The 25,384-nt window shown below is 63.4% G+C and carries 26 protein-coding genes, 1 tRNA gene and 1 CRISPR repeat array (1 of these 28 only partly in view); of the genes, 14 read left to right on the forward strand and 13 right to left on the reverse strand.

All coding sequences use genetic code 11. From position 1 onward, the window contains the following. A CRISPR array of direct repeats spans positions 1-380; the repeat unit is 36 nt; unit sequence GTTGCCGCTGGACCGCGATCTCTGAGCGGCTATTAT (it extends 646 nt beyond the left edge of the window). Positions 381-452: 72 nt separating this feature from the next. Genes cas2 through cas9 form a run of 4 tightly spaced genes read right to left on the reverse strand, consistent with a single transcriptional unit; the run spans position 453 to position 5,010 of the window. Continuing rightward, positions 453-791 carry a CRISPR-associated endonuclease Cas2 gene (cas2, locus tag ACT6Q8_RS01955; RefSeq protein WP_054165965.1) on the reverse strand — a complete coding sequence of 113 codons (339 nt, stop codon included), beginning with the start codon at positions 789-791 and terminating at the stop codon, positions 453-455. Further along, positions 788-1,384, reverse strand: a complete 597-nt coding sequence (cas1, locus tag ACT6Q8_RS01960; protein ID WP_444732467.1) for a type II CRISPR-associated endonuclease Cas1 — start codon at positions 1,382-1,384, stop codon at positions 788-790. Before cas1 ends, cas2 begins: the two co-directional genes overlap by 4 nt. Continuing rightward, complete coding sequence (locus ACT6Q8_RS01965) at positions 1,297-1,716, reverse strand: CRISPR-associated endonuclease Cas1 (protein ID WP_444732468.1); 420 nt, start codon at positions 1,714-1,716, stop codon at positions 1,297-1,299. The genes cas1 and ACT6Q8_RS01965 overlap by 88 nt, the downstream gene beginning before the upstream one ends. A gap of 15 nt (positions 1,717-1,731) precedes the next feature. Continuing rightward, positions 1,732-5,010 (reverse strand): type II CRISPR RNA-guided endonuclease Cas9, encoded by a 3,279-nt coding sequence (gene cas9 / locus ACT6Q8_RS01970; RefSeq protein ID WP_444732469.1) that lies wholly within the window; start codon positions 5,008-5,010, stop codon positions 1,732-1,734. 993 nt (positions 5,011-6,003) lie between these two features. Here cas9 and ACT6Q8_RS01975 point away from each other — a divergent pair. Both ACT6Q8_RS01975 and ACT6Q8_RS01980 read left to right on the forward strand, forming a co-directional pair. After that, positions 6,004-7,212 (forward strand): hypothetical protein, encoded by a 1,209-nt coding sequence (locus ACT6Q8_RS01975; RefSeq protein ID WP_444732470.1) that lies wholly within the window; start codon positions 6,004-6,006, stop codon positions 7,210-7,212. A 78-nt stretch (positions 7,213-7,290) separates the two neighbouring features. Further along, complete coding sequence (locus tag ACT6Q8_RS01980; protein WP_054165968.1) at positions 7,291-7,710, forward strand: hypothetical protein; 420 nt, start codon at positions 7,291-7,293, stop codon at positions 7,708-7,710. Positions 7,711-8,219: 509 nt separating this feature from the next. On the opposite strand, the gene ACT6Q8_RS01985 is transcribed toward ACT6Q8_RS01980, so the two are convergent. Both ACT6Q8_RS01985 and ACT6Q8_RS01990 read right to left on the reverse strand, forming a co-directional pair. After that, positions 8,220-8,296 (reverse strand) — tRNA-Pro (locus ACT6Q8_RS01985). Positions 8,297-8,504: 208 nt separating this feature from the next. Further along, the gene (locus ACT6Q8_RS01990; protein ID WP_054165969.1) at positions 8,505-9,527 is read right to left on the reverse strand and encodes a polyprenyl synthetase family protein; all 1,023 of its coding nucleotides are present in this window, start codon (positions 9,525-9,527) and stop codon (positions 8,505-8,507) included. 157 nt (positions 9,528-9,684) lie between these two features. Here ACT6Q8_RS01990 and ACT6Q8_RS01995 point away from each other — a divergent pair, with 157 nt between their 5' ends. Together ACT6Q8_RS01995 and ACT6Q8_RS02000 are read left to right on the forward strand one after the other, a co-directional pair. Then, positions 9,685-9,912, forward strand: coding sequence for a putative signal transducing protein (locus ACT6Q8_RS01995; RefSeq protein ID WP_444732471.1), 228 nt, complete (start codon positions 9,685-9,687; stop codon positions 9,910-9,912). Further along, positions 9,909-10,658 carry a tRNA1(Val) (adenine(37)-N6)-methyltransferase gene (locus ACT6Q8_RS02000; protein WP_444732472.1) on the forward strand — a complete coding sequence of 250 codons (750 nt, stop codon included), beginning with the start codon at positions 9,909-9,911 and terminating at the stop codon, positions 10,656-10,658. The genes ACT6Q8_RS01995 and ACT6Q8_RS02000 overlap by 4 nt, the downstream gene beginning before the upstream one ends. Here ACT6Q8_RS02000 and ACT6Q8_RS02005 read toward each other — a convergent pair. After that, positions 10,652-11,302: a substrate-binding periplasmic protein gene (locus tag ACT6Q8_RS02005; protein ID WP_444732473.1), complete on the reverse strand. Its 651-nt coding sequence runs from the start codon at positions 11,300-11,302 to the stop codon at positions 10,652-10,654. The two genes, ACT6Q8_RS02000 and ACT6Q8_RS02005, sit on opposite strands and share 7 nt — an antisense overlap. 253 nt (positions 11,303-11,555) lie before the next feature. Here ACT6Q8_RS02005 and ACT6Q8_RS02010 point away from each other — a divergent pair, with 253 nt between their 5' ends. The 3 genes from ACT6Q8_RS02010 (at position 11,556) to ACT6Q8_RS02020 (ending at position 14,200) form a co-directional block, all read left to right on the forward strand. Then, positions 11,556-12,377: a S49 family peptidase gene (locus ACT6Q8_RS02010; protein ID WP_444732474.1), complete on the forward strand. Its 822-nt coding sequence runs from the start codon at positions 11,556-11,558 to the stop codon at positions 12,375-12,377. A 50-nt stretch (positions 12,378-12,427) separates the two neighbouring features. Next, positions 12,428-12,676: a hypothetical protein gene (locus ACT6Q8_RS02015; protein WP_444739331.1), complete on the forward strand. Its 249-nt coding sequence runs from the start codon at positions 12,428-12,430 to the stop codon at positions 12,674-12,676. A gap of 279 nt (positions 12,677-12,955) precedes the next feature. Continuing rightward, a complete protein-coding gene (locus ACT6Q8_RS02020; protein WP_444732475.1) occupies positions 12,956-14,200 on the forward strand; it encodes a threonine ammonia-lyase in 1,245 nt (414 codons plus the stop codon). A gap of 84 nt (positions 14,201-14,284) precedes the next feature. On the opposite strand, the gene ACT6Q8_RS02025 is transcribed toward ACT6Q8_RS02020, so the two are convergent. The 3 genes from ACT6Q8_RS02025 to ACT6Q8_RS02035 form a co-directional block, all read right to left on the reverse strand. Continuing rightward, the gene (locus ACT6Q8_RS02025) at positions 14,285-14,842 is read right to left on the reverse strand and encodes a hypothetical protein (RefSeq protein ID WP_444732476.1); all 558 of its coding nucleotides are present in this window, start codon (positions 14,840-14,842) and stop codon (positions 14,285-14,287) included. A gap of 9 nt (positions 14,843-14,851) precedes the next feature. Next, on the reverse strand, positions 14,852-15,307 hold the full coding sequence (locus ACT6Q8_RS02030) for a hypothetical protein (RefSeq protein ID WP_054165977.1): 456 nt from the start codon (positions 15,305-15,307) through the stop codon (positions 14,852-14,854). Positions 15,308-15,577: 270 nt separating this feature from the next. Further along, entirely contained in the window at positions 15,578-15,973 is a 396-nt protein-coding gene (locus tag ACT6Q8_RS02035; protein ID WP_054165978.1) for a dihydroneopterin aldolase, read from the reverse strand. Positions 15,974-16,149: 176 nt separating this feature from the next. Between ACT6Q8_RS02035 and ACT6Q8_RS02040 the strand changes: the two genes are divergently transcribed. Beyond that, entirely contained in the window at positions 16,150-16,677 is a 528-nt protein-coding gene (locus ACT6Q8_RS02040; RefSeq protein ID WP_054165979.1) for a hypothetical protein, read from the forward strand. A gap of 36 nt (positions 16,678-16,713) precedes the next feature. Here ACT6Q8_RS02040 and ACT6Q8_RS02045 read toward each other — a convergent pair whose 3' ends face one another. Together ACT6Q8_RS02045 and ACT6Q8_RS02050 are read right to left on the reverse strand one after the other, a co-directional pair. Next, the gene (locus ACT6Q8_RS02045; RefSeq protein WP_054165980.1) at positions 16,714-17,943 is read right to left on the reverse strand and encodes a DUF2336 domain-containing protein; all 1,230 of its coding nucleotides are present in this window, start codon (positions 17,941-17,943) and stop codon (positions 16,714-16,716) included. Positions 17,944-18,009: 66 nt separating this feature from the next. Further along, the gene (locus tag ACT6Q8_RS02050) at positions 18,010-18,798 is read right to left on the reverse strand and encodes a transporter substrate-binding domain-containing protein (RefSeq protein WP_054165981.1); all 789 of its coding nucleotides are present in this window, start codon (positions 18,796-18,798) and stop codon (positions 18,010-18,012) included. 160 nt (positions 18,799-18,958) lie between these two features. Between ACT6Q8_RS02050 and zapE the strand changes: the two genes are divergently transcribed. Then, positions 18,959-20,074, forward strand: a complete 1,116-nt coding sequence (gene zapE, locus ACT6Q8_RS02055) for a cell division protein ZapE (protein WP_444732477.1) — start codon at positions 18,959-18,961, stop codon at positions 20,072-20,074. Between the two features lie 98 nt (positions 20,075-20,172). Next, positions 20,173-20,391 carry a ribbon-helix-helix domain-containing protein gene (locus ACT6Q8_RS02060; RefSeq protein ID WP_054165983.1) on the forward strand — a complete coding sequence of 73 codons (219 nt, stop codon included), beginning with the start codon at positions 20,173-20,175 and terminating at the stop codon, positions 20,389-20,391. On the opposite strand, the gene ACT6Q8_RS02065 is transcribed toward ACT6Q8_RS02060, so the two are convergent. Continuing rightward, entirely contained in the window at positions 20,381-20,569 is a 189-nt protein-coding gene (locus tag ACT6Q8_RS02065; protein ID WP_156344390.1) for a DUF1192 domain-containing protein, read from the reverse strand. The two genes, ACT6Q8_RS02060 and ACT6Q8_RS02065, sit on opposite strands and share 11 nt — an antisense overlap. A gap of 233 nt (positions 20,570-20,802) precedes the next feature. On the opposite strand from ACT6Q8_RS02065, the gene ACT6Q8_RS02070 reads away from it, so the two are divergent. The 4 genes from ACT6Q8_RS02070 to ACT6Q8_RS02085 all read left to right on the forward strand — a co-directional run bounded on the left by ACT6Q8_RS02070 (position 20,803) and on the right by ACT6Q8_RS02085 (position 25,250). Beyond that, positions 20,803-21,798: an NAD(P)H-quinone oxidoreductase gene (locus ACT6Q8_RS02070; protein ID WP_444732478.1), complete on the forward strand. Its 996-nt coding sequence runs from the start codon at positions 20,803-20,805 to the stop codon at positions 21,796-21,798. Positions 21,799-21,986: 188 nt separating this feature from the next. Next, positions 21,987-22,577: a DUF1013 domain-containing protein gene (locus tag ACT6Q8_RS02075; RefSeq protein WP_054165986.1), complete on the forward strand. Its 591-nt coding sequence runs from the start codon at positions 21,987-21,989 to the stop codon at positions 22,575-22,577. 324 nt (positions 22,578-22,901) lie between these two features. After that, positions 22,902-23,909, forward strand: coding sequence for a TIGR00266 family protein (locus tag ACT6Q8_RS02080; RefSeq protein WP_054165987.1), 1,008 nt, complete (start codon positions 22,902-22,904; stop codon positions 23,907-23,909). 303 nt (positions 23,910-24,212) lie between these two features. Beyond that, a complete protein-coding gene (locus ACT6Q8_RS02085) occupies positions 24,213-25,250 on the forward strand; it encodes a hypothetical protein (RefSeq protein WP_444732479.1) in 1,038 nt (345 codons plus the stop codon). The last annotated feature ends 134 nt before the right edge of the window (positions 25,251-25,384 follow it).

Consider the following 25,384-nt stretch of genomic DNA (forward strand, 5'->3'; position numbering starts at 1 on the left):
CCCGCCGGTTCCACGTTGCCGCTGGACCGCGATCTCTGAGCGGCTATTATACCCCCCCGCGCACACCCGCCCCCAACCCAGTTGCCGCTGGACCGCGATCTCTGAGCGGCTATTATCAGCAAGGACGAAACCCGCTACTACCTGCAGTTGCCGCTGGACCGCGATCTCTGAGCGGCTATTATATTGCCGCCCACGGCTGATATCCAGGTGTCGTTGCCGCTGGACCGCGATCTCTGAGCGGCTATTATGAGCGCGCCGACGCCTGGAACCGCCGCGCCGTTGCCGCTGGACCGCGATCTCTGAGCGGCTATTATCCCCCGCGATTTCGAATGCAAGAACGGCGTGTTGCCGCTGGACCGCGATCTCTGAGCGGCTATTATAGATAAGCCATCATGCCCTTGATATTAAAGGGTATGATGGCTTTTCTGTGCCTGCAAATCGGGCCGGATCGGTCAAAACAGAGCCAGCTGGTCGGGGTTTTTCTTCGGTTTCCGGCGGCGTTGGCTGGAAAAACGCACGATATTTTCGTACTGCCGGTCGGTAAAAGTGAGGACATGCACCTCTCCCTGGGCTGGAAGGTTGCCTTCGATTCGCCGCATATAGGTTTCGAATTGCTCCTTGCCGCTGCAAAAACGTGCATAGACGGAGAATTGGCTCTTCTCGAAGCCTTCGTCCAGGAGGAATTCACGGAATTTGGTGGCGGCACGGGATTGCGCCTTCGACGCTACAGGCAGGTCGAACATCACGAAGATCCACATGAGCCGATACCCGCTGAGTTGTGTGGCCGTCATGACACCAGTCTGCCCAAATCGGCCAGCGCCGCCGTTGGCGGGGGAGGGGGCAGTTCCAGCAGATCCGACCGGCCCAGCGTGAAAGCGAGAGCTAGGCTTTGCGCCACACGGTTGGCTGCGACTGCCACCGTGGTGGTACCGGCCGATCCCGGAAGATCGAAAGCGATAAGGCCTGCATAGGCACGCTTGGCCGCCGGATCGACCGAAACGACACCCTTGTCCAGAAGCCGTACTGTCAGGCTATCCACAAGGGGCCGAAACGGTTCCACCAGATCATCCGCGAGGGCGAAGGCATTGCCGCGGTTGGCATGGTGAATACCGATGGATGGATGCAGCCCGGCGGCAACGACCGCGCGGGCACAGAGGGAACGCATGACCGTATAGCCATAGTTCAGCATGGCGTTGGCATCGGCGGCGTCGCGGTCGCGCCGGAAATCGTCCCCCATCAGCAGGGGCCAGTACCGGCGTGCGGCCTGCGCCTCAACGTTACCGGTGTCGCCCGATGTCACTTTACGTGCCAGAAGGTCGAAGGCATCGGCAGGTTTGCCATGGGCAAGCAGCACGGTGCGCTGCCAGTCGATCTTGGCGACCACCGTGCGCCGCCATAATTGCTTGACCAGGGGGCGGCCTGCGTCCCATTCGCGCGCAGGCGGGCATTCTGGGCATGATGCCCGTCGATTGGCAGGCAGAGCGCCACTGGCGCATGGTTGGACCCGCACAACACCATGATGGCGCCCCTCTCCGCCAGGGCTACCAGCAGACTGGTGGTCCAGGTGACGCCATGGGCATGGACGATGACGGCCGCGATGTCGTCCAGCGGGACACGGCCTACCTCCTGCCTGTCCTCGCTGACCAGCATGAAACCCCGATGGGCCGACAGGTGCCGTCCATCGGTCGCGATATCAACGATCCGTTCCAGGCCCATGGTCCACCTGTCCCGTCAATCAACCTGTTTCGGTCGCGTCCGCCGGCGCGCCTTGCGGGCGGGGAAGCCGGGGTCCTGAACGCGGCCCAACTCGTCCACGCGCACCTGCCGTGCCTTCAGCCGTTTCAGCCCACCTGCCGTTGGCATGAAATAGCCGAAGGGATCATCCTCTGACTTGTTGCGCTTGTTGAGGTCACCGGCCTCGTGCGGCTCCACCAGGGTGACCTGACCGTTGGACCAGATCTGTGCCACCACCATCAAGGTGCGTACGCCTTCTTCCCGTTCGATGGCGATCATGTCCCGCTTGTGCAGGCTCAGCACCTTGCGCGCGGTGGGGCACGCGGCCCGGATAGCCGAGGTCCAGCCCGGTTGGTGCGCCTGGAACATGGATGTCACTTCCGGTTTCCAGGCCCCGTCAGGCATTTCCCAGACATCGCAGCGGAAATTCTCTCCCCCCAGATAGCCCTTGTAGGGCACACCGTCCGGCCCCTTGATTGGGATAACTGCCAGTGGCTGGATAAGTCGGACGCGGCGAATACCCCGAAAATGCAGCGGCCCCAGGCGTGTGAATCGCTCCAGCGCCTGAAGGAATCCCTTACCCTCCGTCGCCTGGGTGAAATGCGCCAATGCCTTGCGCAGATCGCGGTCCCGCACGCCCTTGGTGATGGGCGCATCGTCGGGCACCGGCTCGATATCGGCGGGTTTCAGGGACATCAGCGGCTTGCGGCTCACCACCAAATCGTTGCCCTTGGTATCCTGCCGACCGGTCAAGCCATAGGCGGTGTCATTGTGCAGCTTTCCTGCTGTTTGGTCGCGCCCTTGGGCCAGTCCGGCCTTGGACGCGGTGCCATGATCCTGTCGGTGCCAGACGGTGATGGTGTTCAGCGTGGTGCGCAACGCCTCTCGAAAGCCGTCCCACGGTTCCGGCACGATCACCCGTTCCCGTCCTTCTTCGCCTTCCAGAGCGGAGGCGCGGGATATGCCTTGCAGGAGTGAGCGGTCGGTCACGGCCACGACGAAGGCGTCGATAGTGTGATGGCGATGGTCCAGCCGGTTCTTGACGCCGGCAAAATTATGGTCGGGCAGCAATTCATTCAGGCCCAGCTTGCGCCGGATCAGTTCGGTCAGCCGACCGGGCGACACCCAGACATGGCCGCTGCCTTCTCCTTTCTCCGGATACAGCGCCTCCAGATACTCCCGCGCCAGCCGCGACATGTATTGGGTATCCACCAGGTGCCGGGCAATGAACCTGTCCTCGGCAGAGAAGCGCTGCATGGCGTCGGGCTCGAACCGCCAGCGCTTCTCCTTGGGCAGACGGGCGGCACGGGCGGCGATATCCGGCCAATAGTCGGTGTGGCCCCATGCTTCATAGGGCGATTGCTTGCGCTTGCGGCGGTTCCATTCGCGCAGGCACAGGATGCGATTGTTGTTGCTGTCATCCAGGGTGGCATCAAAGGGCAGGATATGGTCCACCTCCACCGCATCGGAGAACAGCATGGCGATGGAGATTTGCTGGCCGCTATAGATGCAGCGACGATCCAATGCGTTTTCCCGGTTCAACTCCTCCCAGAGTTTCAGGCGGGCGCGATTGGCGCCATTATCGGCCTGTCCCAGTTCGGCCAGCTTCTTGGATCGCGCCTCCGCATCGGCGCGATTGCGGTTATTCTGCCGCGACAGTCGCTGCTTATCCTCGTCGGTCAGCTTCAGCTCACGGCCCAACTCGATGGCGATCTGCTCCGGCCTGCCATAGGTCTTGATCAACCGGTTGACGATGCGGCGCAGGCGGTTCAGCGCGATATGGACCGTGGGGTTGGTTAACCGGCCGATGCGCAATTCCTCCGGATCGGCCTTGTCGCCGGTTCCGGGCAGCAGGTGGCGTTCCAACGTCATGCCATAATAGGGCAGTTCAGCCAGCACTTCGCCCGTCCGCATATCGCTGTGATGGCCCAGGCCGGCGGCAACAACCGCCTCGCTATAAACGATCACCTCGGCCTGCAATGCCGCGATCAACCGCCGCGTTGCGGTTTCCCCGAACCGGCCAAAGCCTGCGGGCAGACGCGCGCCAGCCACCGCCCTTGCCTGCTCCGCGTCCAGCCCATGCTCGGTGCGCAGCCAGGTGTCCAGGCGTTCTTCGTCCTCCTCCTCGATCAGGCGGGACAGGATCGCCCATCGCTTTTCATCGGTGAAATGTGCCCAGGCCTTGCCAAACCGGGTCTTGGCGGACATCTGGGCGCAGACCTCGTCGCCCACCAATTCTGTTCGGTTTTCCCCTTCCTTGTTGAAACGGGCCTCTGGCTCCAGTTTCAAAACCTTGCTGCGCAGGGTTTCAAAGCTGACCTTGGCCTTGTCCTTCAGCTTCAGCATCAAAAGGTCGCGCTGCTCACACGTCAGTTTGGTTGCCACCTCGCCTGGCCGCACGATGCGCAGCGCGTTGACCTCTTCCAGAAGCCGCCGCCGCTGGAACAGCGGGTGCGCCTTGGGCAGGCGTGGCTCGTTGTTCAGCAGGGTGCATTTGCCGATCTTCGGCGCCTTTAACGGGCGCTGGTAGAAGATGGCCTCGTGCAGCAGCGCTCTGTTGTCCGGGGTCAGCAAGCTTGGGTGATGTGGGGCCTGTGCGTCCCAGATGGCATCGAACTCCTCTTCCACCAGCTCACGTCCAGGGTAGAAATCATAGCCGTCACCCTTTGCCTCCTCTCCGGTTTCGGGGCGCAGACGCGTACGGACGCTGGGGATCTGGTTTACATCCGGTGCCGATTGCCGGCGTTTATGCAGAAACTCGCCCATGGTCCGGGCCTCTGCCGCCGCGATGGCGGCACGTAGTCGGTCGATACCGATGGCGATCTTGCCGGCCTCATCGTCCACGCCCCGGTCTGTCTTGCGGTTGGACTTGAAACCGCGGCGCTGGTTCAGGTGGAAGAAGGCGCGACCCAGCTGATGGGGCGGCAACGCCTCGTCCAGCGCGCGGGCGCGCAGGACATAGGGGTCCAGCAGTTCCAGCGCCTTGGCCCGGACAGGGTCAGCGGGAAACAGGCCGGCCAGCGTCAGCCGTGCCAGCAGCTTGGCCTGTCTTCCCAGAAACCGGTCGCGCCGCCGCCGCATGGCCTTCGCCGCACGCCGCTCAACGCCCAGCGGGGTTCCCTGCTGATCCCCCCGCGACGGTGCCCTTCCATCGCCGAAGATGTGGCTGCCGGCGGCCAGGATGCCGTCGGGGCAGCCCTGATCATCCAGCCGTACCGCGCACCACCCCAACGAACCCGCCCCCATATCCAGGCCCAACCGCCAGCGCATCTTCATGCCTCATGCCATTGATTGAAGGATACGTATCTTATTCATCATTAGGGATGAGCGCTCTTCTCATTTGAGATGTTTTTAGATATTTTTATTTGAATTCTCTATTATGCGTGGGTCGCCTGCGTAAGCATTCCTAAAAATAAAGGTTGCGCGTTTTCCTCGCATATGGCAGATTTTGTGTATCAGAGATCGCGGTCTGGCTGTTAACAAGCAGTCTTCTGCACCAGATAAGGGCGGCGCTCCGGCGCCGCCTTTTTTGCTTTCTCACCGCGCCCGGTGCTATGGCCAAGTGCCGAAGATTGTGAACCCGGTCTTTGTACGCCGGGTGTTCAGCCGCATCCTCTATGAACAGATGATCGGGCGCGCCACGCGGCTGTGCACGGAGATTGGCAGGGTTGAATATTGCATCTTCTATGCCGTTGGCCTCTATGCGCAGATGCAGGCGGTCGGCGCGGTCGGGCCTGTCGTGGTCAACCCGGCCAGCTCTATTTGGGCGGTTGTTGGAAGAACTGACCGAAACCGTGGGCCTGCCGCTCCCCGTCAGCCAGCTCTGAACCGGACGGCAGGACAGGCGCGGCGAACGGTTATCACCTATCTGGGTACGGTCCAGGCTATGGCCGCCGCTTCACAAGGCCATAGGATTACCTGTTGGCCTTTGAGCCTTTCCTGAAAACCCAGATAAACCGATCCCCGCCCTGACCATCATTGCCCAACCCCCGCGCCGCCCGCCACCTGTAAGGTGCAGTTGGACCGGGCCTTGGCAACCATCCTGTCAGAACGCCTTTGGGCGCACGTGCAGCGGCAATGGTCTGGCCTAATTTCGCTTCAAATTAAGCGGGGAGTAGTGGTAAACCGCGAAAGCCTGAACAGTGGGCCGTTCAAAGCCACCAATTGCGGGTTTGAACGGCTCCATAGGATTTTCTGAGGAGAGTTGATTGTCCTGATGCTCCAGTTAATAGAATTAACTTGGAATTTAACTGATAAGGAGTCACGATAATGGAAAAATGGGTAAAGATTGAGGTTCAGACTAGGAGCTGGCTGGAGCTGGGTAAAGACGTTCCGTCATGCTTTCCAGCGGGTGAGTATTATTATAAATTTCCACTAAATGAAGTTTTTCATTTGCTTGGGGTTTTGACGACCCCAGTATCTTCTTTTGGCGTTTCCTTGGCTGAGTATTACGCGTGGATTAGATACTATTTCACAGTAATAGATGGTCGCTACCTCCGCCTGAAGCCAGAATATAATTCAATTGATCCACATCAGAAAACGATACTCAGCGATGATTTTGGCGTCGCGTTCTCTATGTACGCAATGATCAAGATGTTGGGTATAGACGAAGTATGTGATGGGCTGCACTTCGTTAAAGAGTTGGCGTATGATGCTGGGGCTGAATACATTGGAGAGATAGCAGTGAATGGGGCTCAAAAAACCCCTGATTTTATTGGTATCTCAAACGGAGTTTATCATCAGATCGAATGCAAAGGTACGCAAAGCGGAAGAGGTCCATTAAACAGACAGATCGAGGCTGGAAAGGAGCAAATAAGAAATCTTATATTTGATATTGGTGGTGGAGAAACGATTGTTTCTGGTCTATTCATTGCTAAGACCGAAAATGAAGACCCGCCTAGGCACGAATCTGTTTTGGTCATCACGGACCCGCCCGGATCAGGGCAGAAAATTCATATAACAGACTCCCTTAAATTAAGGGCGAAAGAGGCGATTGCAAGAAGTAGCTTGTCAAGATTCTTTGCAGCATCCGGACTTCCATACGCTGCGGGCGCTATTTTAGACCCTGATGCCGGCTACAGTCGCGCTCGTTCCGTGAGGGATGAGAAAGGGATGCAGAAAGCAATGGAAAATGCAGTCATTCAGAAAAAGATGGCGATTCAGGAAATTGCAGATGTACGTAAAGGAGATGATAATATATTCGAAGTCAGCGGGGAAAAGTATATTGGAAGCGAGCGTAGATTGCAGTTCCCGGTCCCATTAAATTTAGATGGAAATATTTCCAGCGGCGTTATTATCAGAAACGGAGTCAGCAAAGATCTAATAGATAGCATTGACGCTAATAATATTGATAATTCCAATATGGAAAAATCTTTGCCATACTCAAAGAGGGAGAGATTGATAAAGTCGAATTCTGACAAGGTGGAATCAGTAGTAGATGTTCCAGGATATTTTCACTCGTCTCAAATTTTCTTCTAAAAGAACGCAACTGGACTGTATCCGGGTGGCGCGGGGCGGGACGCCAAGACGCGGTCGTACACAAAAGGTAGCATGAGCATGGTGGCTGTGGTTCGTCGCCAGATTGTTGAATGGGACGTGAAGGGTAAGGCCTTTGCCCTGTTGATACCGGACGATGGCGCGGTGGCGGAATTACGGGCGCCGGGTGGCCCTGCCATCACCTTGACGCGCAATGAATGGACGGCCCTGGCGGAAATTATCCAGACGCTGGATGGGGCGGGTAAGCCGCAGGCGAAACAGCGCCGTGTCGATTTGCCTGCCAATGCGGGCGCCTCCTGGAACAAGGTATTGGACGCGGAACTGTCCGGCCTTTGGCAGGACGGTATGGACATCGCTGCTCTGGCCCGCCGATTTGAACGAACCGAGGGTGGTATCCGTTCCCGGCTGAAGCGCCTTGGCTTCATTCTGCCAGAGCCGGAAATCGAACCCGAGGCAGAGATCGACCCGGATCATGCCTGACTTGAAACTTTTCCGCCTGTCCCCCGCCGGCACCACCGAAGTGCCCGGTCGGGCGGCGATGGCTGCTGGACCTCAGTACGGAGTGTCAGTGGCCGCCGACTGCTCAGCCCCGCGCCTGTGAGGGGGGCTGAGGTTCATCTCTGTACAGATGTGTTTCCAGCACCTGCCGGACGCAGGCCGTGAGGGTGACCTCGTCCCCCGGCCAGCCCCAATGGCGGACGGGGCGTCCGATCATTTCGTGGGCCGCGCGGATGCCTGCTCCCTCTGTCGGCAGGCGTTTGCACATTATCAACGGATCGGCCACCCTGAAAACATCGGCCTCGCATATCTACGCCTCGCCGACGTCGCCGATACGGGCACCCACCGCCACGACTATCGTGCCCGCGCCGCGTGGTCAATCATGGGCGAGGATGGTCAGTGGCTGATCAGGAAATACGCCGCCGCCCTCTCCCGACCCCGGCCCATATGCAAAAAACCCCGGTCCGACAGTGTCGAACCGGGGTTTTTACTGGTCGGAGTAAGAGGATTCGAACCTCCGGCCTCTGCCTCCCGAAAGCAGCGCTCTACCAGGCTGAGCTATACTCCGTCACATGTTCCGCACCCGGTGGCCGAAGCCGTCGTTTGCGTGGGCGGCTGTATAGCGTCATCGAACGGCCCATGCAAGCCCTAGATGACGTTTTCCCACCCATGCCGGTCCGCATGGCAGCCTCGCGCCCGCCGACCGCTCCGCCCGATACAAAAAAGGCCGGGGGGCGAACCCTCCCGGCCTGATTTTCTGCACGGTACCCCGAAAATCAGTAGTCGCGGTCGACCACGAATTCCAGCACGTCCAGCAGCGCCCGCTTCACGGGGCTGGCCGGGAACAGGCCCAGCGCGTCGCGGGCCACCGACACGTAATGGCGGGCGCGCTCTACGCTGTCATGCAGGGCATTATGCTTGGCCATCAGGGCGATGGCACGGTCCAGATCGCCTTCGCCCTGGTCCAGATCTTCCATGGTCCGGCGCCAGAAGGTCCGTTCCTCGTCATCGCCCCGGCGGAAGGCCAGAACGATGGGCAGGGTGATCTTGCCCTCGCGGAAATCGTCGCCGATATTCTTGCCCAGCTTGGCCTGCGCCGCCGAATAATCCAGCACGTCATCGACCAGCTGGAAGGCAATGCCCAGATTCATGCCGTAGGAGCGCAGGGCGTCCTCTTCCGCCGTGGGGCGACCGGCGACGACCGCGCCGATGCGGCAGGCGGCGGCGAACAGTTCCGCCGTCTTGGCCTTGATGACCTCCAGATAGGCTTCCTCGCTGGTCTCGGTATCGTTCTGCGTGATCAGCTGCAGAACCTCGCCCTCGGAGATGACGGCGGACGCGTTCGACAGGATGCGCAGCACGTCCAGCGATCCTGCCTCCACCATCACCTGAAAGGCGCGGGAGAACAGAAAATCACCGACCAGGACGGAGGATTTGTTGCCATAGACGGCATTGGCACTGGCCTGCCCGCGCCGCAGGTCGCTTTCATCGACCACGTCATCATGCAGCAGGGTGGCCGTATGGATGAACTCCACACACGCCGCCAGCGGCTTGTGAGTCTCGCCGTGGTACCCGCACAGTTTGGCGGCGGCCAGCGTCAGGACCGGGCGCAAACGCTTGCCGCCGCTGGCGATCAGGTAGCCTGCCAGCTGCGGGATAAGCGCTACCGGCGACTGCATGCGGTTGACGATGATCTCGTTCACATCGGCCAGATCCTGGGCCACGAGGGCGACCAGATTGTCGAGCGCGTTGGTGTCCGGCTTCCGGCGCTTGGGATCAAGGGTGGTCACGGTGGCCACGGGTCAAGGCTCCATCGCGAGAAGGCAGCAGACAACAAGCCCGGTTGACGGGCCGAGGGATTGCGGGGGAGCATAGCGGGGAAGCCCGGCGGGTCAAGACCTGCCGGCGTTTATACGCGGCATGTCCGCCTTGAAACTCCGAAGGGGATGGACCCGCATGCAGCCGCTGATCCGCAGCAACGACCCGGTGGAGCTGAGTTTCGCACAATCGCTCCTGTCCGATGCCGGCATCCCTTGCGTGCTGCTGGACCAGCATACCTCTGTGCTGGAAGGCAGCATCGGGGCCATTCCCCGCCGTCTCTGCGTGGCCGATGATGATCTGGATAAGGCCCGCGCCCTGCTGGTGGAGGCAGGCTTGGCCGTTGCGCTGGGGGCATCGGCGTGACCGGTTGCGGCGATATCGATGCCACCAAATTGCTGGGTGGCCGCGTCACTTTGTTCCAGCCGGCGGACGGCTACCGCGCTGCGATCGATCCGGTCCTGCTGGCCGCCGCCGTGCCGGCGGTGGCGGGACAGGCCGTGCTGGAACTGGGGTGCGGCACGGGGGCGGCCCTGCTGTGTCTGGCCGCCCGTGTGCCGGGTCTGGCGGTGACGGGGCTGGAGATACAGGACCTTGCCGCCGGTTTAGCCCGGCGCGGGGCCGCCGAAAGCGGTCTTGCCGACCGTGTCACCGTCCTGGATGGCGATGTGTCCGCCCCGCCGGAAGGCCTGCGCCCCAACAGTTTCGACCATATTCTGGCCAACCCGCCCTTCTGGCCCACGGGCCGCCACACGCCCTCAGCCAGCGGGCACAAGGCCAACAGCCATGGGGAAGGGGTGGGCGATCTGGCGGGATTCGTACAGGCCGCCCTGCGCCTGGGCAAAAGCCGCGGCACGCTGACCCTGATCTATCCGGCGGAACGGCTGGACCATCTGCTGTCGCTGCTGGCGGGCCGGTTCGGGGATATCCGCGTCCTGCCGCTCTGGCCCCGCGCCGGCGTGCCCGCCAAGCGTGTGATTGTCAGCGCCCGGCGCGACGCGCGCGGGCCTTTGTCCCTGCTGCCCGGTCTGGTTCTGCATGGGGAGGGCCAGGGCTACACCGCCCCGGTGGAGGCTATGCTGCGCCATGCGGCCCCGCTGCCCCTTCAATAATAGAGGTCGTAGCGCGCCAGGATGCGATCCGTCGTTCCATCATCACGCAGGCTTTGCAGCGCGCCGCGCAGGGTGGCGGCCAGCGTCGGGTCGCAATCGCGTGAACAGGCCAGATGGATCTGATCCACGACAATCGCGTTGCCGATGATCAGCCGCTCCTTCCGCCCCTCCCGGTTCCAGCGCCAGCGAATCTGTGCGGTCCCGCTGTACCAGCCATCGACCCGCCCGCTGGCCAGCATCTCTGCCTCCCGCGTGCCCAGCGGCGTGGCGACGATAAGGTCGGACGGATAGCCCCAGTCGCGCAGCTGGATCTCCTGGGCACTGCCGGCCCCCACCACCAGGATACGCCGTTCCCGCTTGGCCTGATCCAGGCTGTCGATACGGTCCTTGATGCTGGCGATGGATCGTTCCATGCGGCAGATCGGCCCGATCCAGGTGAATTTATCCGCGCGCGACGGCAGCCAGGTCAGCGGGGTGATCAGGACATCCTTGCCCCCCGACACCATTTCCTGCGCCCGGCGCCAGGGGATGAAGGTGACCTTGGGCTTCAGCCCCGCCCGTTCCACCGCCGCGGTGGCCAGTTCCAGAACGGCACCTGGCTCTTCCCCGTCCGCCATCGCCATGGGCGGGCTCTGGACGGCCATCAATTCTACGACCGTTTGCTCCGCATAGGCGAGTGGTACGGCCAGCTGCACCAATGAAAGGATGCAGAATGCCAGCGTGATATATACAAAAGAGGTGGTGTTGGCTCGAACCTTCGTCATAAGTGACAGGGTGCGCCGCTGCCGGGGCGCGGTCAAACCTTCTCCGCGCTCTTTCGTATGGAACGGGGCTACCGTTGCGCGCATGCCACCCCCATCTCTTCACCATCGCCTTCGCTTTGGAAAGCCATTGCCCATGATCCGCCGCCTCAGAAAGCTTGCCGGCCTCTCATTGTCGCCGCTGGTATCGGTGCTGCGCCTGTCGGGGGCCATTGGCATGGGGCGGCGGGGCCTGTCGCTGGAGGGGCTGGCCGATGATATCGACCGGGCCTTCGCCCCGAACGGGCTGGCGGCGGTGGCGCTTGCCATCAACTCTCCCGGTGGCTCCCCGGTGCAATCGGCCCTGATCGGGCGGCGAATCCGGGCGCTGGCGGCGGAAAAGAATGTGCCCGTCCTGGCTTTTGTGGAGGATGTGGCCGCGTCCGGTGGCTATTGGCTGGCCTGTGCGGCGGATGAGATCACGGCGGATGCCTGTTCTATTGTCGGCTCGATCGGCGTTGTCTCTGCCGGCTTCGGCTTTACCGGCCTGATTGAGCGGTTGGGCGTTGATCGGCGCGTCCATACGTCCGGGGCGGCCAAGGCCATGCTGGACCCGTTCCGCCCCGAGCGGGAAGAGGATGTCGCCCATCTGAAATCCATCCAGGCGGAAATGCATGAGGCGTTCAAGGCCTGGGTGCGCGACCGCCGCGCTTCCCGGTTGAAGGCGGCGGAGGATGATCTGTTCACGGGCGCCTTCTGGACCGGGGCTAGGGCGCTGGAGCTTGGCCTGATCGATCGCACCGGCGACATGCGCGCCACCTTGCGCGAACGGTTCGGGGAGAAGGTGGATATCCGCCTGATCAATCCCCCGCGCGGTCCCGGCCTGGGGCGCTTTATCGGGCTGGACGCGCGGTCGCTGGCCGATGGGGTGGCGGATGCGGCATCCGAACGCGCCGCTTTCGCGCGCTTTGGTCTCTGAATTTACTTGCTCCCGTTTCCGGCTTCCCACACTTTGCAGCCATGCTGTCCTTGACCAAGATCATCACCCTGGTGGGCCTTCTGGCCATCGTCTGGTTCGCATTCCGCCTGCTGGGCAAGGTCCAGCGGGAACGGCAGGCGGCCCTGCGCCGCAATGGCGGTGACCGGGCAAAGACGCCACGCGGCAATGACCGCAAGACGCCATCGACCGATACGCAGGAAATGGCCAAATGCACCGTCTGCGGCGTCTATGTCGCGGCGGGTGCTGCCCGTTGCGGCACGCCGGGCTGCCCGCGCTGACGTAGAGCTGTTTACGGTTGGCCAGAAACAGGTCCGGCGGCGACTGCCGACGCGCCGCACGTGCGGCATGAAGCCAAGCGGCGGATGCCGCGCCGGCGCTTGAGGAAAACGAAACCCGGTCTACCAGCGCTGTGAAAAATCGTCTCGTCAGCAACAATGGAGCGTGAGACTCAAGAATGCGTGAGAAGTGCGTGGACCTGAACGCGCACCCACCGGCCCCGCCCGCCCCGTCGCGGTGGGTGGGATGCCGTATCCTTGCGTCCAAGGAGACCGCAATCCATGACCGCCCTATCCACCGCCCCCCTTTCCGTGACCCTGGCCGATGTGAAGGAGGCCGCGAAGGCGCTCTCCGGCCACATCATGGACACGCCCTGCGTCCCGTCGCGCACCCTGTCGCAACTGACCGGGGCCGAGGTTTGGGTAAAGTTCGAGAATTTGCAGTTCACCGCCGCCTTCAAGGAACGCGGCGCCCTGAACAAGCTGCGCAAGCTGACGGAGGAGGAGCGCCGCCGTGGCGTCGTCGCCATGTCGGCCGGCAATCACGCCCAGGGTGTGGCCTATCACGCCGGTCGTCTGGGCATTCCCGCCACCATCGTCATGCCCGAAGGCACGCCCTTCACCAAGGTGGAGCGGACGGAGGAACATGGCGCCCGTGTCGTCCTGAAAGGCACCGTCCTGGCCGAAGCGGCGGCGGAGGCGGAGCGTCTGTCGCGCGACGAGGGGCTGGTCTTCGTCCATCCCTATGACGATCCCGACGTGATCGCGGGCCAGGGCACCATCGGTCTGGAAATGCTGGACGCCGTGCCGCATCTGGACACGCTGGTGGTGCCCGTCGGCGGCGGCGGCCTGATCAGCGGCATCGCGGTCGCGGCCAAAGCCCTGAACCCCGCCATCCGCATCATCGGGGTGGAGGTGGAGGCCTATCCCGCCATGGCCCAGGCCCTGAAGGGCGAGCCGATCCAGGTGGGCGGCGACACCATCGCCGAAGGCATCGCGGTGAAGAATGTCGGCGCCCTGACCCTGGAAATCTGCCGCGCCCTGGTGGATCAGGTGGTCCTGGTCCCCGATGTCGCGGTGGAGGAGGCGGTGGCCCTGTTCCTCAACATCGAAAAGACCGTGGCCGAAGGGGCGGGGGCGGCGGGGCTGGCGGCGCTGCTGACCCATCCGCAGCTGTTCCAGGGATCGAAGGTCGGGCTGGTCCTGTGCGGCGGCAATATCGACAGCCGCCTGCTGGCCCAGGTGATCATGCGTCAACTGGTGCGTGAAAGCCGCCTGATCGCGGTCCGCATCGCCATCCCCGACCGTCCGGGCGCCCTGTCCCGCATCACCGGTCTGGTGGGCGAAGCCGGCGGCAACATCATCGAGGCCTCGCACCAGCGCCTGTTCACCACCACGACGGTCAAGGCCACCGACATCGACCTGACCATCGAATGCCGGTCCAAACGCCACGCCCAACGCGTGGTCGAAACCCTGCGCACCACGGGCGGCCTGACGGTACAGGTGCTGGCGGGTGGGGTGGAGTAAAGTCAATCATCCCCGTAGGTCAGGTCGAGGGTGTGCCGCCCTTCGACCTGACCTGCTGCTGTGCCCAGCGGACCCCAGCGCCGATTATGATGTCGGCGTTGCTGCCTTCACATCCTTCAGGGCTTTCAGGGCAGCGCCCAGGAACTTCTCAATATTGGCCCGCATGGAACCTTCATTCGCCACCCGTGCCCGCTCCGCCCCCAGGAAGGCTTCGGAGAATTTGGCAGTGAAGGGGGCGACGACCCGTTCCTTGAAAATCGGGCTGTCCGTCCGTTTGTCACGGATCGTGTAATCTATCGTTGAGGTCACCGTGAAATCGGTACCGAAAATCGGCTGATCGGTATCGATCAAGACGACATCCACGATATAGGTCGGCGCACGGTCGGTCGCCAGAAGGCCCGTGGCGCCCAGCGACTGCTGCAATCCTTCACGGAACAGCCCTTCGGAGACAAACTCCCAGGACTTTCCCTTCTCCGTCGCCGTCGTCACCGTGCCGACGCTGGTCGACAGGAACAGCGGCGATGAATGGACCAGACCTCTTGCGTCGGCGGGGGCGCTGGCAACCATTGCCTCTGGCCGCGATGAACAGGCGGCAAGCGGCAGCAGCAGGGCGGTGATGGTGAGAAGGTGCAGCAGTCTCATGGCGGTCTCTTACTTCGGAGCTGCGGGGGTGGCGGCACCGGCAGCATTGCCGGAGGCTTCACCGGCCACGGGGGCGGGTGCCGCACCTTCCGGGATCATGGTGACATTGACGGGGGACTCATATTTGTTGTCGGCGCCCGTCGCGCTGTCGATGGCCCAGCCGATGCCGCCGCCCAGGATGATGTTGCCGAAGGTATTGGCGGCCACACCCGACTTGTTCATGAAGGTTGCCTGCTGGAAGCCGGGCTTCGTACAGACAATAGTGATGTCATGCTTGGTCTTCTGGATGGTGGCGGCACCCGGTGTCGGGTTGACGCGTGCAACCGCAACGCCTTCGCGCATAAGGGCGCAGTTGGCGCCATCCGGATTGGTGTTGACGACGATTTCCTGGGTCGTGCCGTCGGAAATGGTGGAGCAGGCCGAAAGCAGAGCCATCGCTGCCAACGAAAGCATGATCTTCTTCAAGATGGTCCCTTTTTATTTGGATGATTAAGAATCCGTAAGATCAAAATTCTTTCATGGTTTTTAGTATTGTGTCAAATTTTAGGAAATTGCAGAATAAATATTGCTTTCAATCAAAAACTGCATCCATATGGGTTGTTTGCATATGTGTGTAATGCAATAGCCCGTGTCCGAATCGCGAAAGGCTTAGCCCCTTCGGACGAGGGTTGTATTACCTGACAGGGATGGCTTGTTTCCAAACGGATCGCCGACAGTGCTGTGACCGCCGTCACATCATGCCGCCCGCACGATCTCCACACCCACCGCTTCGCATTCCGCAAACGCGTCCAGCTTTTCCAGACGGATCAGGGCCATGGCGGCGCGTCCGTCGGACAGCAGGGCAGTGGCCAGCCGTTCGGCCAGGCATTCCAGCAGGTTGGTATGGCCCTCGGTGACAATCTGGCTGGCCGTGGCGACCAGATCGGCATGGGTCCAGGGCCGATCCGTGTCCGCCGTCAGTGCCAGTTCCAGGTTCAGGCGCAGGCGCTGCGGCTTTACATATTCATAGTCATAGATGCCAATCAGCGTCGTCACCACCAGATCGCGCACGACCAGCACCACCTGTCCCGCATCACGCGGCTGCGCGTCGGGCAGGGGGTGGGGAAGGGGGCGGGCCAGGGGCTGCATCATGCCTGCTGCTCTACCATCGGGCCGGGGCGGGGACAAGCGACGGGGATGCGGGGGCAGCCCCCCTGCTTTCGGCAGGGGCCGGCCTTTCGGTGCCATCCTTAAGGTATGGTGGTGCTGCTTGCCATCCACCGATAGAGTGCGCGACATTATAAAGATTGAGGCACACGGGGATATTCATGCGTTACGAACAGGATGCCGCACAGCGGGCGACGGTATTGCGGCATCTGTCGCAGTCGCTGGCCGGTGCCGTCAGCCTGTTTGAAAAGCAGGAAAGCGTGAAGCTGGCCACCTTCCCCGATTTCAAGAAGGCGCGCGCCCGCTATCTTGAAATCCAGGCCCTGATCTTCACCATCACCGACAAGGCCGAGGAAGCCCCCAACCGGGGCGTGCCCGCCGATCTGCGCGGCTGGCTGATCCGCATGCGTCTGCGCTCCATCACCAGCTTTACGCGCATGAGCCTGGCTTTCTTCCGCGATCCGCCCGAACTGCTGATCCATGCGCTCGGCGCTTATGACATTCTGGAGGCGGAGCATGAAAGCCTGAAAAGCCTGCTGAATGATTTCGACATGATGCTGATGGAAGCGGCACTTGACGACAAGACCTCCATGGAACTGGACAAGGTCCGCACCCAGATGGAGGAAATCGTCAGCCTGCTGGTCAAGCACCTGAAAGGCGCCCCGGCAGCCTTGCGCACGTTTGAATAATGGCGCGAATTACGCTTCGCAAATCCGCACTACATCTCACTCCACCCCGAACAGTCCCAGCTGCCAGCGCATCTCCGCCTCATTCATCGGGTAATCCACCCCATGCCGGGCATTCAGCAGCTTGGGCGGCGGCAGGCCGGACTTCAGCTGTAACAGCCGGGCGCAGCGCATGGACAGCCCCGCGCGCCAGGCCAGGGCAGTGATGGCCCTGGCGCTCTGTGTATCAATGATCCGCTGCACCAGCTCCGCCGGCAGATCGGCGCGCAGGGCCAGCGCCTCGCGCACGAACGGCTTGTCGCCCCAGGACAGGGCATCCCAGATGGAGGCCTCGTCCAGCTTGCCCTCGGCCTTCAGGCGGGCGGCCTTGGCGTCGGGCGGCTCCCGCTTCACATAATCGCGGGCCCAGTCCAGGCGGCGCTGGGTAACCTCCACCACCTCCTGCCGTTCCTGCCGGTCGAACCCCTGGCCCGCCAGTTCGCCCTTGATACTGTCCTCGACAATCCGGGCCAGCTTGCCCAGCAGCGATGGCGGCAGCAGCGGCTTGGCCGTACTCTTGGTCATGTCCATGGCGGACAGGGGCTTTTCCACCAGCCGCGACATGGCCCGGTCGGACAGGGCGGCACCGGGATTGGCCAGAAGGCTTGCGGTGGCCACCGGATCACCCGTGGCCGCCACCGCCTCTGCCACCGGGGCGGAGACATGGTCGCGCCGGGCGATGGCTTCCAGAACCCAGGGCACGGGCTGGGCCGCGATGATGGACACCAGTTCCTCATCCGCCAGATTGACGCAGCCGCGCAGAATGGGTTCCGCCACCTCCCGCGCCACGTCGCGCGCCAGACCGGCGATCAGGCCCGGCGGGGCGGACGCGACATCGCGCAGCGCACCGGCCAGGGCGGCGCGCACCCGCACCACCTGATCGGCGGCCAGCATGGTCAGGGCATGGTGGGCCAGGTCGCGGATGGCGGCATGTTCCGCCCCCGTCAGGTGCGGCAAGGCCCGCGCCAGCTTGCGCGACAGCAGCACGCGCACTTCGGTGTCCAGATCACGGGCCAGCCTGGGTGCCGCCTGCACCGGCGTTTCGGTGCGAAAGGCGACGGCGCGGCGGACCAGCGGGTCATCATCATCGGCCAGATAGTACAGCAGTTCCGGCGGCGTTTCCGGTTGCAGCGCCAGTTCGGCGCGCTGGGCCGGGGCGCCGCTGCGGGCCAGTTCCTTGGCCCGCTCATAGGCCTCAACCGGCAGCGCGTTGTCGGGCCGGTCGGTCATCAGGGATGGGGGCGGGGCAGGGCGGCGGGCGGCATGCCGCCACGATCCCCTATCCGCGCGCTGGTTTCAACTGCCGTAATTGCTGATGATGCGGGTAATGGTGCCATCGGCTTCCATCCCCATGATCACGGCATTGAAGCGGGTGATGATGGCGGGATCGATATTGGCGGCCTGGCTGAACAGGGCGAAGGCCTTGTGTTCATTGACGAACATCGGATGTACATCGATATCGTCGGCCAGACCCAACTGCGCCGCCCGGTTCAGCGCGATGCGGTAACCGTCGATGAACCCGTCGATCCGGTCGCGCATCAGCATGGCCATGGCGCTCTCCCCGTTCTGGACAGGGATGATATTGTCGGCCAGCGCGCCGCTGCGCGTCAGATCTTCGAATTCCTGGCTGTACCGGGACCCCGAGACGACACCCAGCCGGAACGGGCTGGCCGCCAGGGCCGTCAGGTTCTGATAGGGGAACTTGGCGGCATAGCCCTTGCGCACGATCAGGACATTGCGTCCCTCGCGGATGGGTTGGGAGAAGATGCCGAACGCCTCCCGCTCCACGGTGCGGCCCACGCCAACGACGGCATCGGCCTTGCCCTCCTGCACCAGCAGCAGGGCGCGCGGGCGCGGTGCGAACTCCCAGTCGATGGCGCACGGCATGCGCCGGCTGGCCTCGGTCACCAGTTCGATATCGATGCCCGATGGCTTCCCATCCGCACCCACCGTCTGATAGGGCGGCAGCTCCGTCCACACGATGCGCAGATGGCACGCCGTGTCTGCGCTGGCAGCCGGCAGGGCGACCAGAAACACGAAAAGGGCCGCGATGGCGGCCAGCGTGGGGCGGATGGACATATTCATGGCTGCAAGGATTTCACACGAATTTGTTTAAAATGTAACGACCAATTTCAGCATACCCGATGATGCCACAGGGCAGGGTCGCCCATGCCGCGCTTGCGAAGGGGCCGGGCGGGCTTTACCAGTTGGCGTGCAAATCCTTGACCTTGCTCATGAACACGCCATGACCGACGGCCCCCTTTCCGTCTATCGCGCCCGTCGCGGCACCGGCACGCTGAAGGCCGATCCGGCCCAGGAACTGGCGGCGGAGAAGCTGGAAAGCCTGTGGCGCGCCCTGAAGGGCTATCGGCCCGCGACCGGACAGACCGGCTGGCGCGCCCGCCTGGGCCTGACGCGCCGTCCCGATCCCGCCCCGCAGGGCCTTTACATCTATGGCGATGTCGGGCGCGGCAAATCCATGCTGATGGACCTGTTCTTCGAAACCGCCCCGGTTGAGGAGAAGGTGCGGGTGCATTTCCACGCCTTCATGCTGCGCGTCCATGAACGGCTGCATGCCATCCGGGGCGAAGGCCGCGCCAAGGGTGACGAGGTGGTGGAGGTCGCCAAGGAGATCGCCGCCGAAGGCTGGCTGCTCTGCTTCGACGAATTCCACGTCACCGACATCACCAACGCTATGATCCTGGGCCGGCTGTTCACTTCCCTGTTCGATCTGGGCGTCGTGGTGGTGGCGACCAGCAACTGGCCGCCCGACGACCTGTACAAGGATGGGCTGAACCGGCAGCTGTTCCTGCCCTTCATCGCCCTGCTGAAGGATCGTCTGGACGTGCTGCATCTGGCATCGGCGCGGGATTATCGTCTGGCCCGGCTGATGGGGGCCAAGGTCTATCACTATCCGTTGACCGCCGGCACGGCAGCGGCGATGGCCCAGACTTTCGCCGACCTGACCGATGGCGCCCCCCCCATCGCCACCCACCTGACGGTGCAGGGCCGCCGCGTGGACGTCCCGCGCTGTGCCAAGGGCGTGGCCTGGTTCACCTTCGACGAACTCTGTGCACGGCCGCTGGGGGCCGGCGACTACCTTGCCATCGCCACCCATTACCACACTGTCCTGATTGACATGGTGCCCCGTCTGCCAGAGGCGCTGCGCAATGAGGCTAAGCGCTTCATGACCCTGATCGACGCGCTGTATGAGCACAAGGTGAACACCATCATCGCCGCCGAGGTGGCACCCGAGCGTATCTACGCCGAAGGCACCCACGCGTTCGAATTCCAGCGCACGATCAGCCGCCTGATGGAAATGCAGAGCCAGGAATACTTGGCGCGCGAGCATCTGACGTGACGGGGCACAGCCCAGGCCGGCGACCGCCGGCCCGCCGCTCGTGCGGCGAAAGCCAAGGGCGCGGATGCGCCCGCCCGGCGCCTGAGGGAGCGTGAAATATGACCACCATTCGCAAACGCTCCGTCATGGTCGCCGGCCATCCGACCAGCGTCACGCTGGAAGAACCCTTCTGGGACGCGTTGAAGGAGTTGGCGGCGGCGGAAGGTATCTCCGTCAACGCCCTGATCGAACGCATCGACGCCACCCGCACCGGTAACCTGTCCAGCGCGTTGCGGGTCCATGTGCTGTCGGCGTTTCGCCACCGTCCTACTTCTTGAAAAACGCCGCGGCCGCCGCCGCGACCTCCTGCTTATCCTTGATGGCGGCTTTCACCCGCACAATCTCCGCCTCCAGCGCCAGGATATAGTCCTGCAGGTCGCCGACCGACAGGCCGGCCAGTTCCAGGGGCTTGGACACTTTCTTGGTGGGCAGCAACTCATCCAGGTCGAAAGCCATCGGTTCCATCCCTATCTTCAGGGCGGTTTTCCTTTGACTGGAAAACCGCTCCGGCGGTGTCTGCCGCAGCAAAGCTCGTGCGGCGAAAGCCAAGCTGCGGATGCAGCGCCGGCGACTGAGGACTACGAACTGCTAGAGCGTGTTTCCGGTCAACGGAAATACGCTCTAGTCTTGGCCCCATTCTGCGGTATCACGCGATTGGCCGCCACCCCGAAGCACGAAGGAACCGCCCGATGACCCTGCCCACAAGCATGCGCGCCATAGAGATCTCGCAGCCCGGTGGGCCGGAGGTTCTGGTGCCCACCACGCGTCCTGTCCCAGTCCCGGCGGTGGGCGAGGTGTTGATCAAGGTGGCGGTCGCCGGCGTCAACCGGCCCGATGTGGTGCAGCGTCAGGGCCTGTACCCGCCGCCGCCCGGTGCGTCGGACCTGCCGGGCCTGGAAGTGTCCGGCACCATCGCGGCCCTGGGCGATGGCGTCACGGGTTGGCAGGTGGGTGACAAGGTCTGCGCGCTGCTGGGCGGTGGTGGCTATGCCGAATATGCCACGGCCCCGGCGGGACAGGTGCTCCCCGTGCCCGAAGGGCTGGACATGGTGCAGGCCGCCGCCTTGCCGGAGACGGTCTTCACCGTCTGGACCAATGTGGTCGAACGCGCCGGCCTGATCGCGGGCGAGAGCTTCCTGGTGCATGGCGGCACATCGGGGATCGGCACCATCGCCATCCAGCTGGCCAAGGCCCTGGGCGCCACCGTCTTCGCCACCGCTGGCGGGGCCGACAAGGTGGAGGCCTGCCGGGCCCTGGGGGCCGATCACGCCATCGACTATAAGACCCAGGATTTCGTTTCGGTGGTGAAAGAAGCCACAGGCGGCAAGGGTGTCAATGTCGTGCTGGACATGGTGGGCGGCGACTATCTGCCCCGCAATATCGACTGTCTGGCGCTGGAAGGTCGCCATGTCTCCATCGCCTTCCTGCGTGGTCCGAAGGCGGAGGTGAACCTGGCGCCGATCATGATGAAGCGCCTGACCCTGACCGGTTCCACCCTGCGCGCCCGCACAGCGGCGCAGAAGGCGGCGCTGGCGGCGACCGTCCGGGAAAAGGTCTGGCCCCTGGTCACGGGTGGTCAGGTGCGGCCCGTGATTGCCAAGACCTTTCCGCTGGACGGTGCGGCGGGCGCCCACCGCCTCATGGAAAGCTCCACCCATATCGGCAAGATCATGCTGGTCTTGTAATCGCGCTACCTCATTCCCCTAAAAAATCCCGTGGCTTGTCCCGTCTCGGAACGCTATAGGTGAACGGGTCGTTGACTTGTCCGTCCGGTTGGCTGCGCGGGGCCCCTCCCGCGCGCGACGGGCGGCTTTTGCGTTAACGGATTGATTTTCTGCTGGCTGGGTGCCGGCGAAGCGTTTGAGGAGGAAGCATGGCACAGCCCCTGATGCCGAAGGCCACCGCCGTTTGGCTGGTCGAGAACACCAGTCTCACCTTCGAGCAGGTTGCGGAATTCTGCGGCATGCATGAGCTTGAAGTGCAGGCCATCGCCGATGGCGAAGTGGCGGTGGGCATGGTTGGCCGCGACCCGGTGGCCGGCGGCGAACTGACGGCGGAAGAGATTGCCCGCGTCGAAGCCAACCCCAACCTGAAGCTGCGCATGCGCGTGCAGGACCTGCCGCAGCCGGTGGCCCGGTCCAAGGGCCCGCGCTACACCCCGGTGACCAAGCGCGGCGACAAGCCCGACGCCATCGCCCACCTGCTGAAGGCCCATCCGGAACTGTCGGATGCGCAGATCTGCAAGCTGATCGGCACCACCAAGCCGACCATCGCCGCTGTGCGCGACAAGACCCACTGGAACGCCGCCAACATCAAGGCGCGCAACCCGGTCCTGCTGGGCCTGTGCAGCCAGCGTGAACTGGACGCTTCCCTGGAACGCGCCCGCCGTGGCCGCCCGGAACCGGAAACCCCCGACATGGACGCCATGGACGAGGATATGGACCCGGCTGACGCCGAGGATTAAGGTTTCTCAGCGTCAACTTCAAATCTCTCTCCCCCGTCATCCCGGCGAAAGCCGGGACCCAGGGGTCACAGGAGCAAAGCTTGACGCTGCCTTGATAGAAGCAGGCGATAGGTCTGGCGCTTGGCTCCTGGGTCCCGGCTTGTCACCGGGATGACGAGATGGGGTAAAGCCACAGAAACCTGATCGGCTTCAATCGGCACCTTTGGCATATTCGAAATTGGCCGGCTCGCCACGCGCAGCCGGCCTTTTTCTTGTCCGCCTTCACCCCGATATGCATGATGACGCGCCGCACCGGCGGCGTGGCAAACGGGGGGATGACACATCATGACGCAATGGTTCTTCCACGATGATGACGACCGTGTCGGCCCGCTGGACGGGCAGGCCGCGCTGGATTACGTGCGCGACCACCCCGATGCCTTCTGCTGGCGCAATGGCATGGCCGAATGGCTGCCCGTGCGCGCCGTGGCCGAACTGACGCCGCAGGACAGCCCCTGGGGCAGCGCCGGTGCTCCCCCACCCCCGCCGCGTGGCGGGGGCCGCTATTCGCGTGCCGACCAGATCGATTTCAAGATCCACGGGCAGGAGATGCAGTTCGTCGAGGTCGAACTGGACCCCGGCGAAAGCGCGATCGCCGAGGCTGGGGCCATGGTCTACAAGGACCCGTCGGTGGAGATGAACACCATCTTTGGTGACGGCAACGAATCGGCTGGTTTCCTGGACAAGCTGATCGGGGCCGGCAAGCGGGTGCTGACCGGTGAAAGCCTGTTCACCACCGTCTTCACGCAAACCGGGCGCGGCAAGGCCCGTGTCGCCTTCGCAGCCCCGTTCCCCGGCACCATCCTGCCGCTCAACCTCGCCGATCTGGGCGGTGGCCTGATCTGTCAGAAGGATAGTTTCCTGGCGGCGGCCAAGGGCGTGTCCATCGGCATTCATTTTCAGCGCCGCATCCTGACGGGCCTGTTCGGTGGTGAAGGCTTCATCATGCAGCGCCTGACGGGCGATGGCTGGGTCTTCGCCCATGTCGGCGGCACCGTCATGGAACGGCAACTGGCACCGGGGGAGGTGCTGCATGTCGATACCGGCTGTGTGGCCGCCTTCACCCCCGATATCGATTTCGATCTGGTGCAGGTCGGGGGCGTGAAATCCGTGCTGTTCGGCGGTGAGGGTCTGTTCTTCGCCACCCTGCGCGGCCCTGGCCGCGTCTGGATACAATCCTTGCCCTTCTCCCGTCTGGCCGGTCGCATGCTGTCCGCCGCCATGCCGGGTGCCGGCAAGGGCGAAGGCAGCGTCCTGGGACCCCTGGGCGACATCGTCATGGGTGGCAAGCGGTAAGGGGGGCGTCCTCCCTTACCCCACCCCATTCTTCGTCATCCCGCTCCCCCCCCCCTCGTCATCCCGTTTCTCCCTCGTCATCCCGGCGAAAGCCGGGACCCAGGGGCCACAGGATCGAACCTTTCCACCGCCGCTGGAAAAGCAGCGCAATGGTTGGGCGCTTGGCCCTGGGTCCCGGCTTTCGCCGGGATCACGAGGGGGAGGGCGATTGAAGCAATGCGCACCCCATCCGCGCTTGTGGAATATATTCCCAAAAATTGCTAGGATCATGGACCCATCCCTTGCCTTCGGGAGCGCCGGCCCATGTCCTTGTCCCATAATCCCTACGACACCGACCACCCCACTCTGACGCCGCAGGAACAGTCGGAGGCCTGGTGGCGCGGTTCCTCCGACCTTCATACCAAGCCCTTTACCGAGGATGTCGGCTTCGCTCCTGATGAGCATCTGACGGAGGGTTACGTCTCCCGCAAGGTGACGGACGTCGCCTGGGCCAAGATCGCCTTCCACATCGCGGCGGGCCGCAAGATCAAGGAGATCACGGCGGAATATGGCGTGTCGCGCACCACCATCTGGCGCGCCCTGCAACGCTCCCACAATCTGCGCCGCCGCATCGCCGAAGAACGCGCCCTGCTGCGGCGGGAGGCGGAAAGCCGCTTCGTCTCCTTGCGCACCCTGGTGGTCGACAGCATCTATCACGCCGTGGCCAGCGGCGATATGCGTGCCACCCTGTGGGCCGCCGACCGTCTGGGCCTGGGCGGGGACCTGCTGCAACCACGGGAAAAAAAGCCCAAGCCCGGCCACGCCCGCGTCCCGCAGGACTGGTTTTCGCCGGATGGTGCCGACGCCATCCGCCTGGACCCCCTGACCGCCCCCACCGCCGAAGACCCCGACCTCGCCGCCGACCTGCCTGATCTGTCCGCCCAAACCGATCCGCTCCCCTCGTCATCCCGGCGAACGCCGGGACCCAGGGGCCACACGCCCGACCTCTCCGCCACGCCGGCTCCCGCCCAGGACGCCCCCGAAGACCTGCCCCTGCCCACCACCGACGCCATGGGCCAGTCGGGCGACTACCCGCCCGATTATCCCCCCGAACTGCGCTTCGCCCCGCCCAGGCCCCCGGCCCGCGTGAAGGCCGCATGCCCGCCCATGCCCCGCAATCCGGCGCCGCCCTTCCGCCCCGCTGCGCGCTGCCGCCGGTCGGCCCCACGCCTGTTGGTCCGGATTCTCTTCGAGACCCAAACCGTACTGGACAACCTGCCCACCGCACCCGGCCTGACCAACACGGTCTGGGCCGAACGTCCCCGCTGGCTGTCCTGGGCACCCAAGCCCGGCATCCTGTGAAACCGGGACGCAGGGGAGGTTGCGCCATGTTTCACAGGGGCGAAGCGACCCGTCCCCCAACGCCTGCGAAACGCGGGACCAGACAAGGGTGCGTGATGTTTCACTCAAAGACGCTCCTGTGCGCGCCGTCACGG

Origin of the sequence: Niveispirillum sp., assembly GCF_052437035.1 — a bacterium.
Lineage (GTDB): Bacteria > Pseudomonadota > Alphaproteobacteria > Azospirillales > Azospirillaceae > Niveispirillum.

What these genes read in the sequence shown, in the direction of transcription:
- ACT6Q8_RS02020 (WP_444732475.1), top strand. Translation starts at nt 12,956, where the DNA reads ATGACCGCCCTATCCACCGCCCCCCTTTCCGTGACCCTGGCCGATGTG.
- cas2 (WP_054165965.1), bottom strand. Translation starts at nt 791, where the DNA reads ATGACGGCCACACAACTCAGCGGGTATCGGCTCATGTGGATCTTCGTG.
- ACT6Q8_RS02035 (WP_054165978.1), bottom strand. Translation starts at nt 15,973, where the DNA reads ATGATGCAGCCCCTGGCCCGCCCCCTTCCCCACCCCCTGCCCGACGCG.
- ACT6Q8_RS01995 (WP_444732471.1), top strand. Translation starts at nt 9,685, where the DNA reads ATGCAGCCGCTGATCCGCAGCAACGACCCGGTGGAGCTGAGTTTCGCA.
- ACT6Q8_RS02085 (WP_444732479.1), top strand. Translation starts at nt 24,213, where the DNA reads ATGTCCTTGTCCCATAATCCCTACGACACCGACCACCCCACTCTGACG.
- ACT6Q8_RS02025 (WP_444732476.1), bottom strand. Translation starts at nt 14,842, where the DNA reads ATGAGACTGCTGCACCTTCTCACCATCACCGCCCTGCTGCTGCCGCTT.
- ACT6Q8_RS02070 (WP_444732478.1), top strand. Translation starts at nt 20,803, where the DNA reads ATGACCCTGCCCACAAGCATGCGCGCCATAGAGATCTCGCAGCCCGGT.
- ACT6Q8_RS02080 (WP_054165987.1), top strand. Translation starts at nt 22,902, where the DNA reads ATGACGCAATGGTTCTTCCACGATGATGACGACCGTGTCGGCCCGCTG.
- ACT6Q8_RS02005 (WP_444732473.1), bottom strand. Translation starts at nt 11,302, where the DNA reads ATGGCCGTCCAGAGCCCGCCCATGGCGATGGCGGACGGGGAAGAGCCA.
- ACT6Q8_RS02065 (WP_156344390.1), bottom strand. Translation starts at nt 20,569, where the DNA reads ATGGCTTTCGACCTGGATGAGTTGCTGCCCACCAAGAAAGTGTCCAAG.
- zapE (WP_444732477.1), top strand. Translation starts at nt 18,959, where the DNA reads ATGACCGACGGCCCCCTTTCCGTCTATCGCGCCCGTCGCGGCACCGGC.
- ACT6Q8_RS02010 (WP_444732474.1), top strand. Translation starts at nt 11,556, where the DNA reads ATGATCCGCCGCCTCAGAAAGCTTGCCGGCCTCTCATTGTCGCCGCTG.
- ACT6Q8_RS01975 (WP_444732470.1), top strand. Translation starts at nt 6,004, where the DNA reads ATGGAAAAATGGGTAAAGATTGAGGTTCAGACTAGGAGCTGGCTGGAG.
- cas9 (WP_444732469.1), bottom strand. Translation starts at nt 5,010, where the DNA reads ATGAAGATGCGCTGGCGGTTGGGCCTGGATATGGGGGCGGGTTCGTTG.
- ACT6Q8_RS02075 (WP_054165986.1), top strand. Translation starts at nt 21,987, where the DNA reads ATGGCACAGCCCCTGATGCCGAAGGCCACCGCCGTTTGGCTGGTCGAG.
- ACT6Q8_RS02060 (WP_054165983.1), top strand. Translation starts at nt 20,173, where the DNA reads ATGACCACCATTCGCAAACGCTCCGTCATGGTCGCCGGCCATCCGACC.
- ACT6Q8_RS01965 (WP_444732468.1), bottom strand. Translation starts at nt 1,716, where the DNA reads ATGGGCCTGGAACGGATCGTTGATATCGCGACCGATGGACGGCACCTG.
- ACT6Q8_RS02040 (WP_054165979.1), top strand. Translation starts at nt 16,150, where the DNA reads ATGCGTTACGAACAGGATGCCGCACAGCGGGCGACGGTATTGCGGCAT.
- ACT6Q8_RS02050 (WP_054165981.1), bottom strand. Translation starts at nt 18,798, where the DNA reads ATGAATATGTCCATCCGCCCCACGCTGGCCGCCATCGCGGCCCTTTTC.
- ACT6Q8_RS01980 (WP_054165968.1), top strand. Translation starts at nt 7,291, where the DNA reads ATGGTGGCTGTGGTTCGTCGCCAGATTGTTGAATGGGACGTGAAGGGT.
- ACT6Q8_RS02045 (WP_054165980.1), bottom strand. Translation starts at nt 17,943, where the DNA reads ATGACCGACCGGCCCGACAACGCGCTGCCGGTTGAGGCCTATGAGCGG.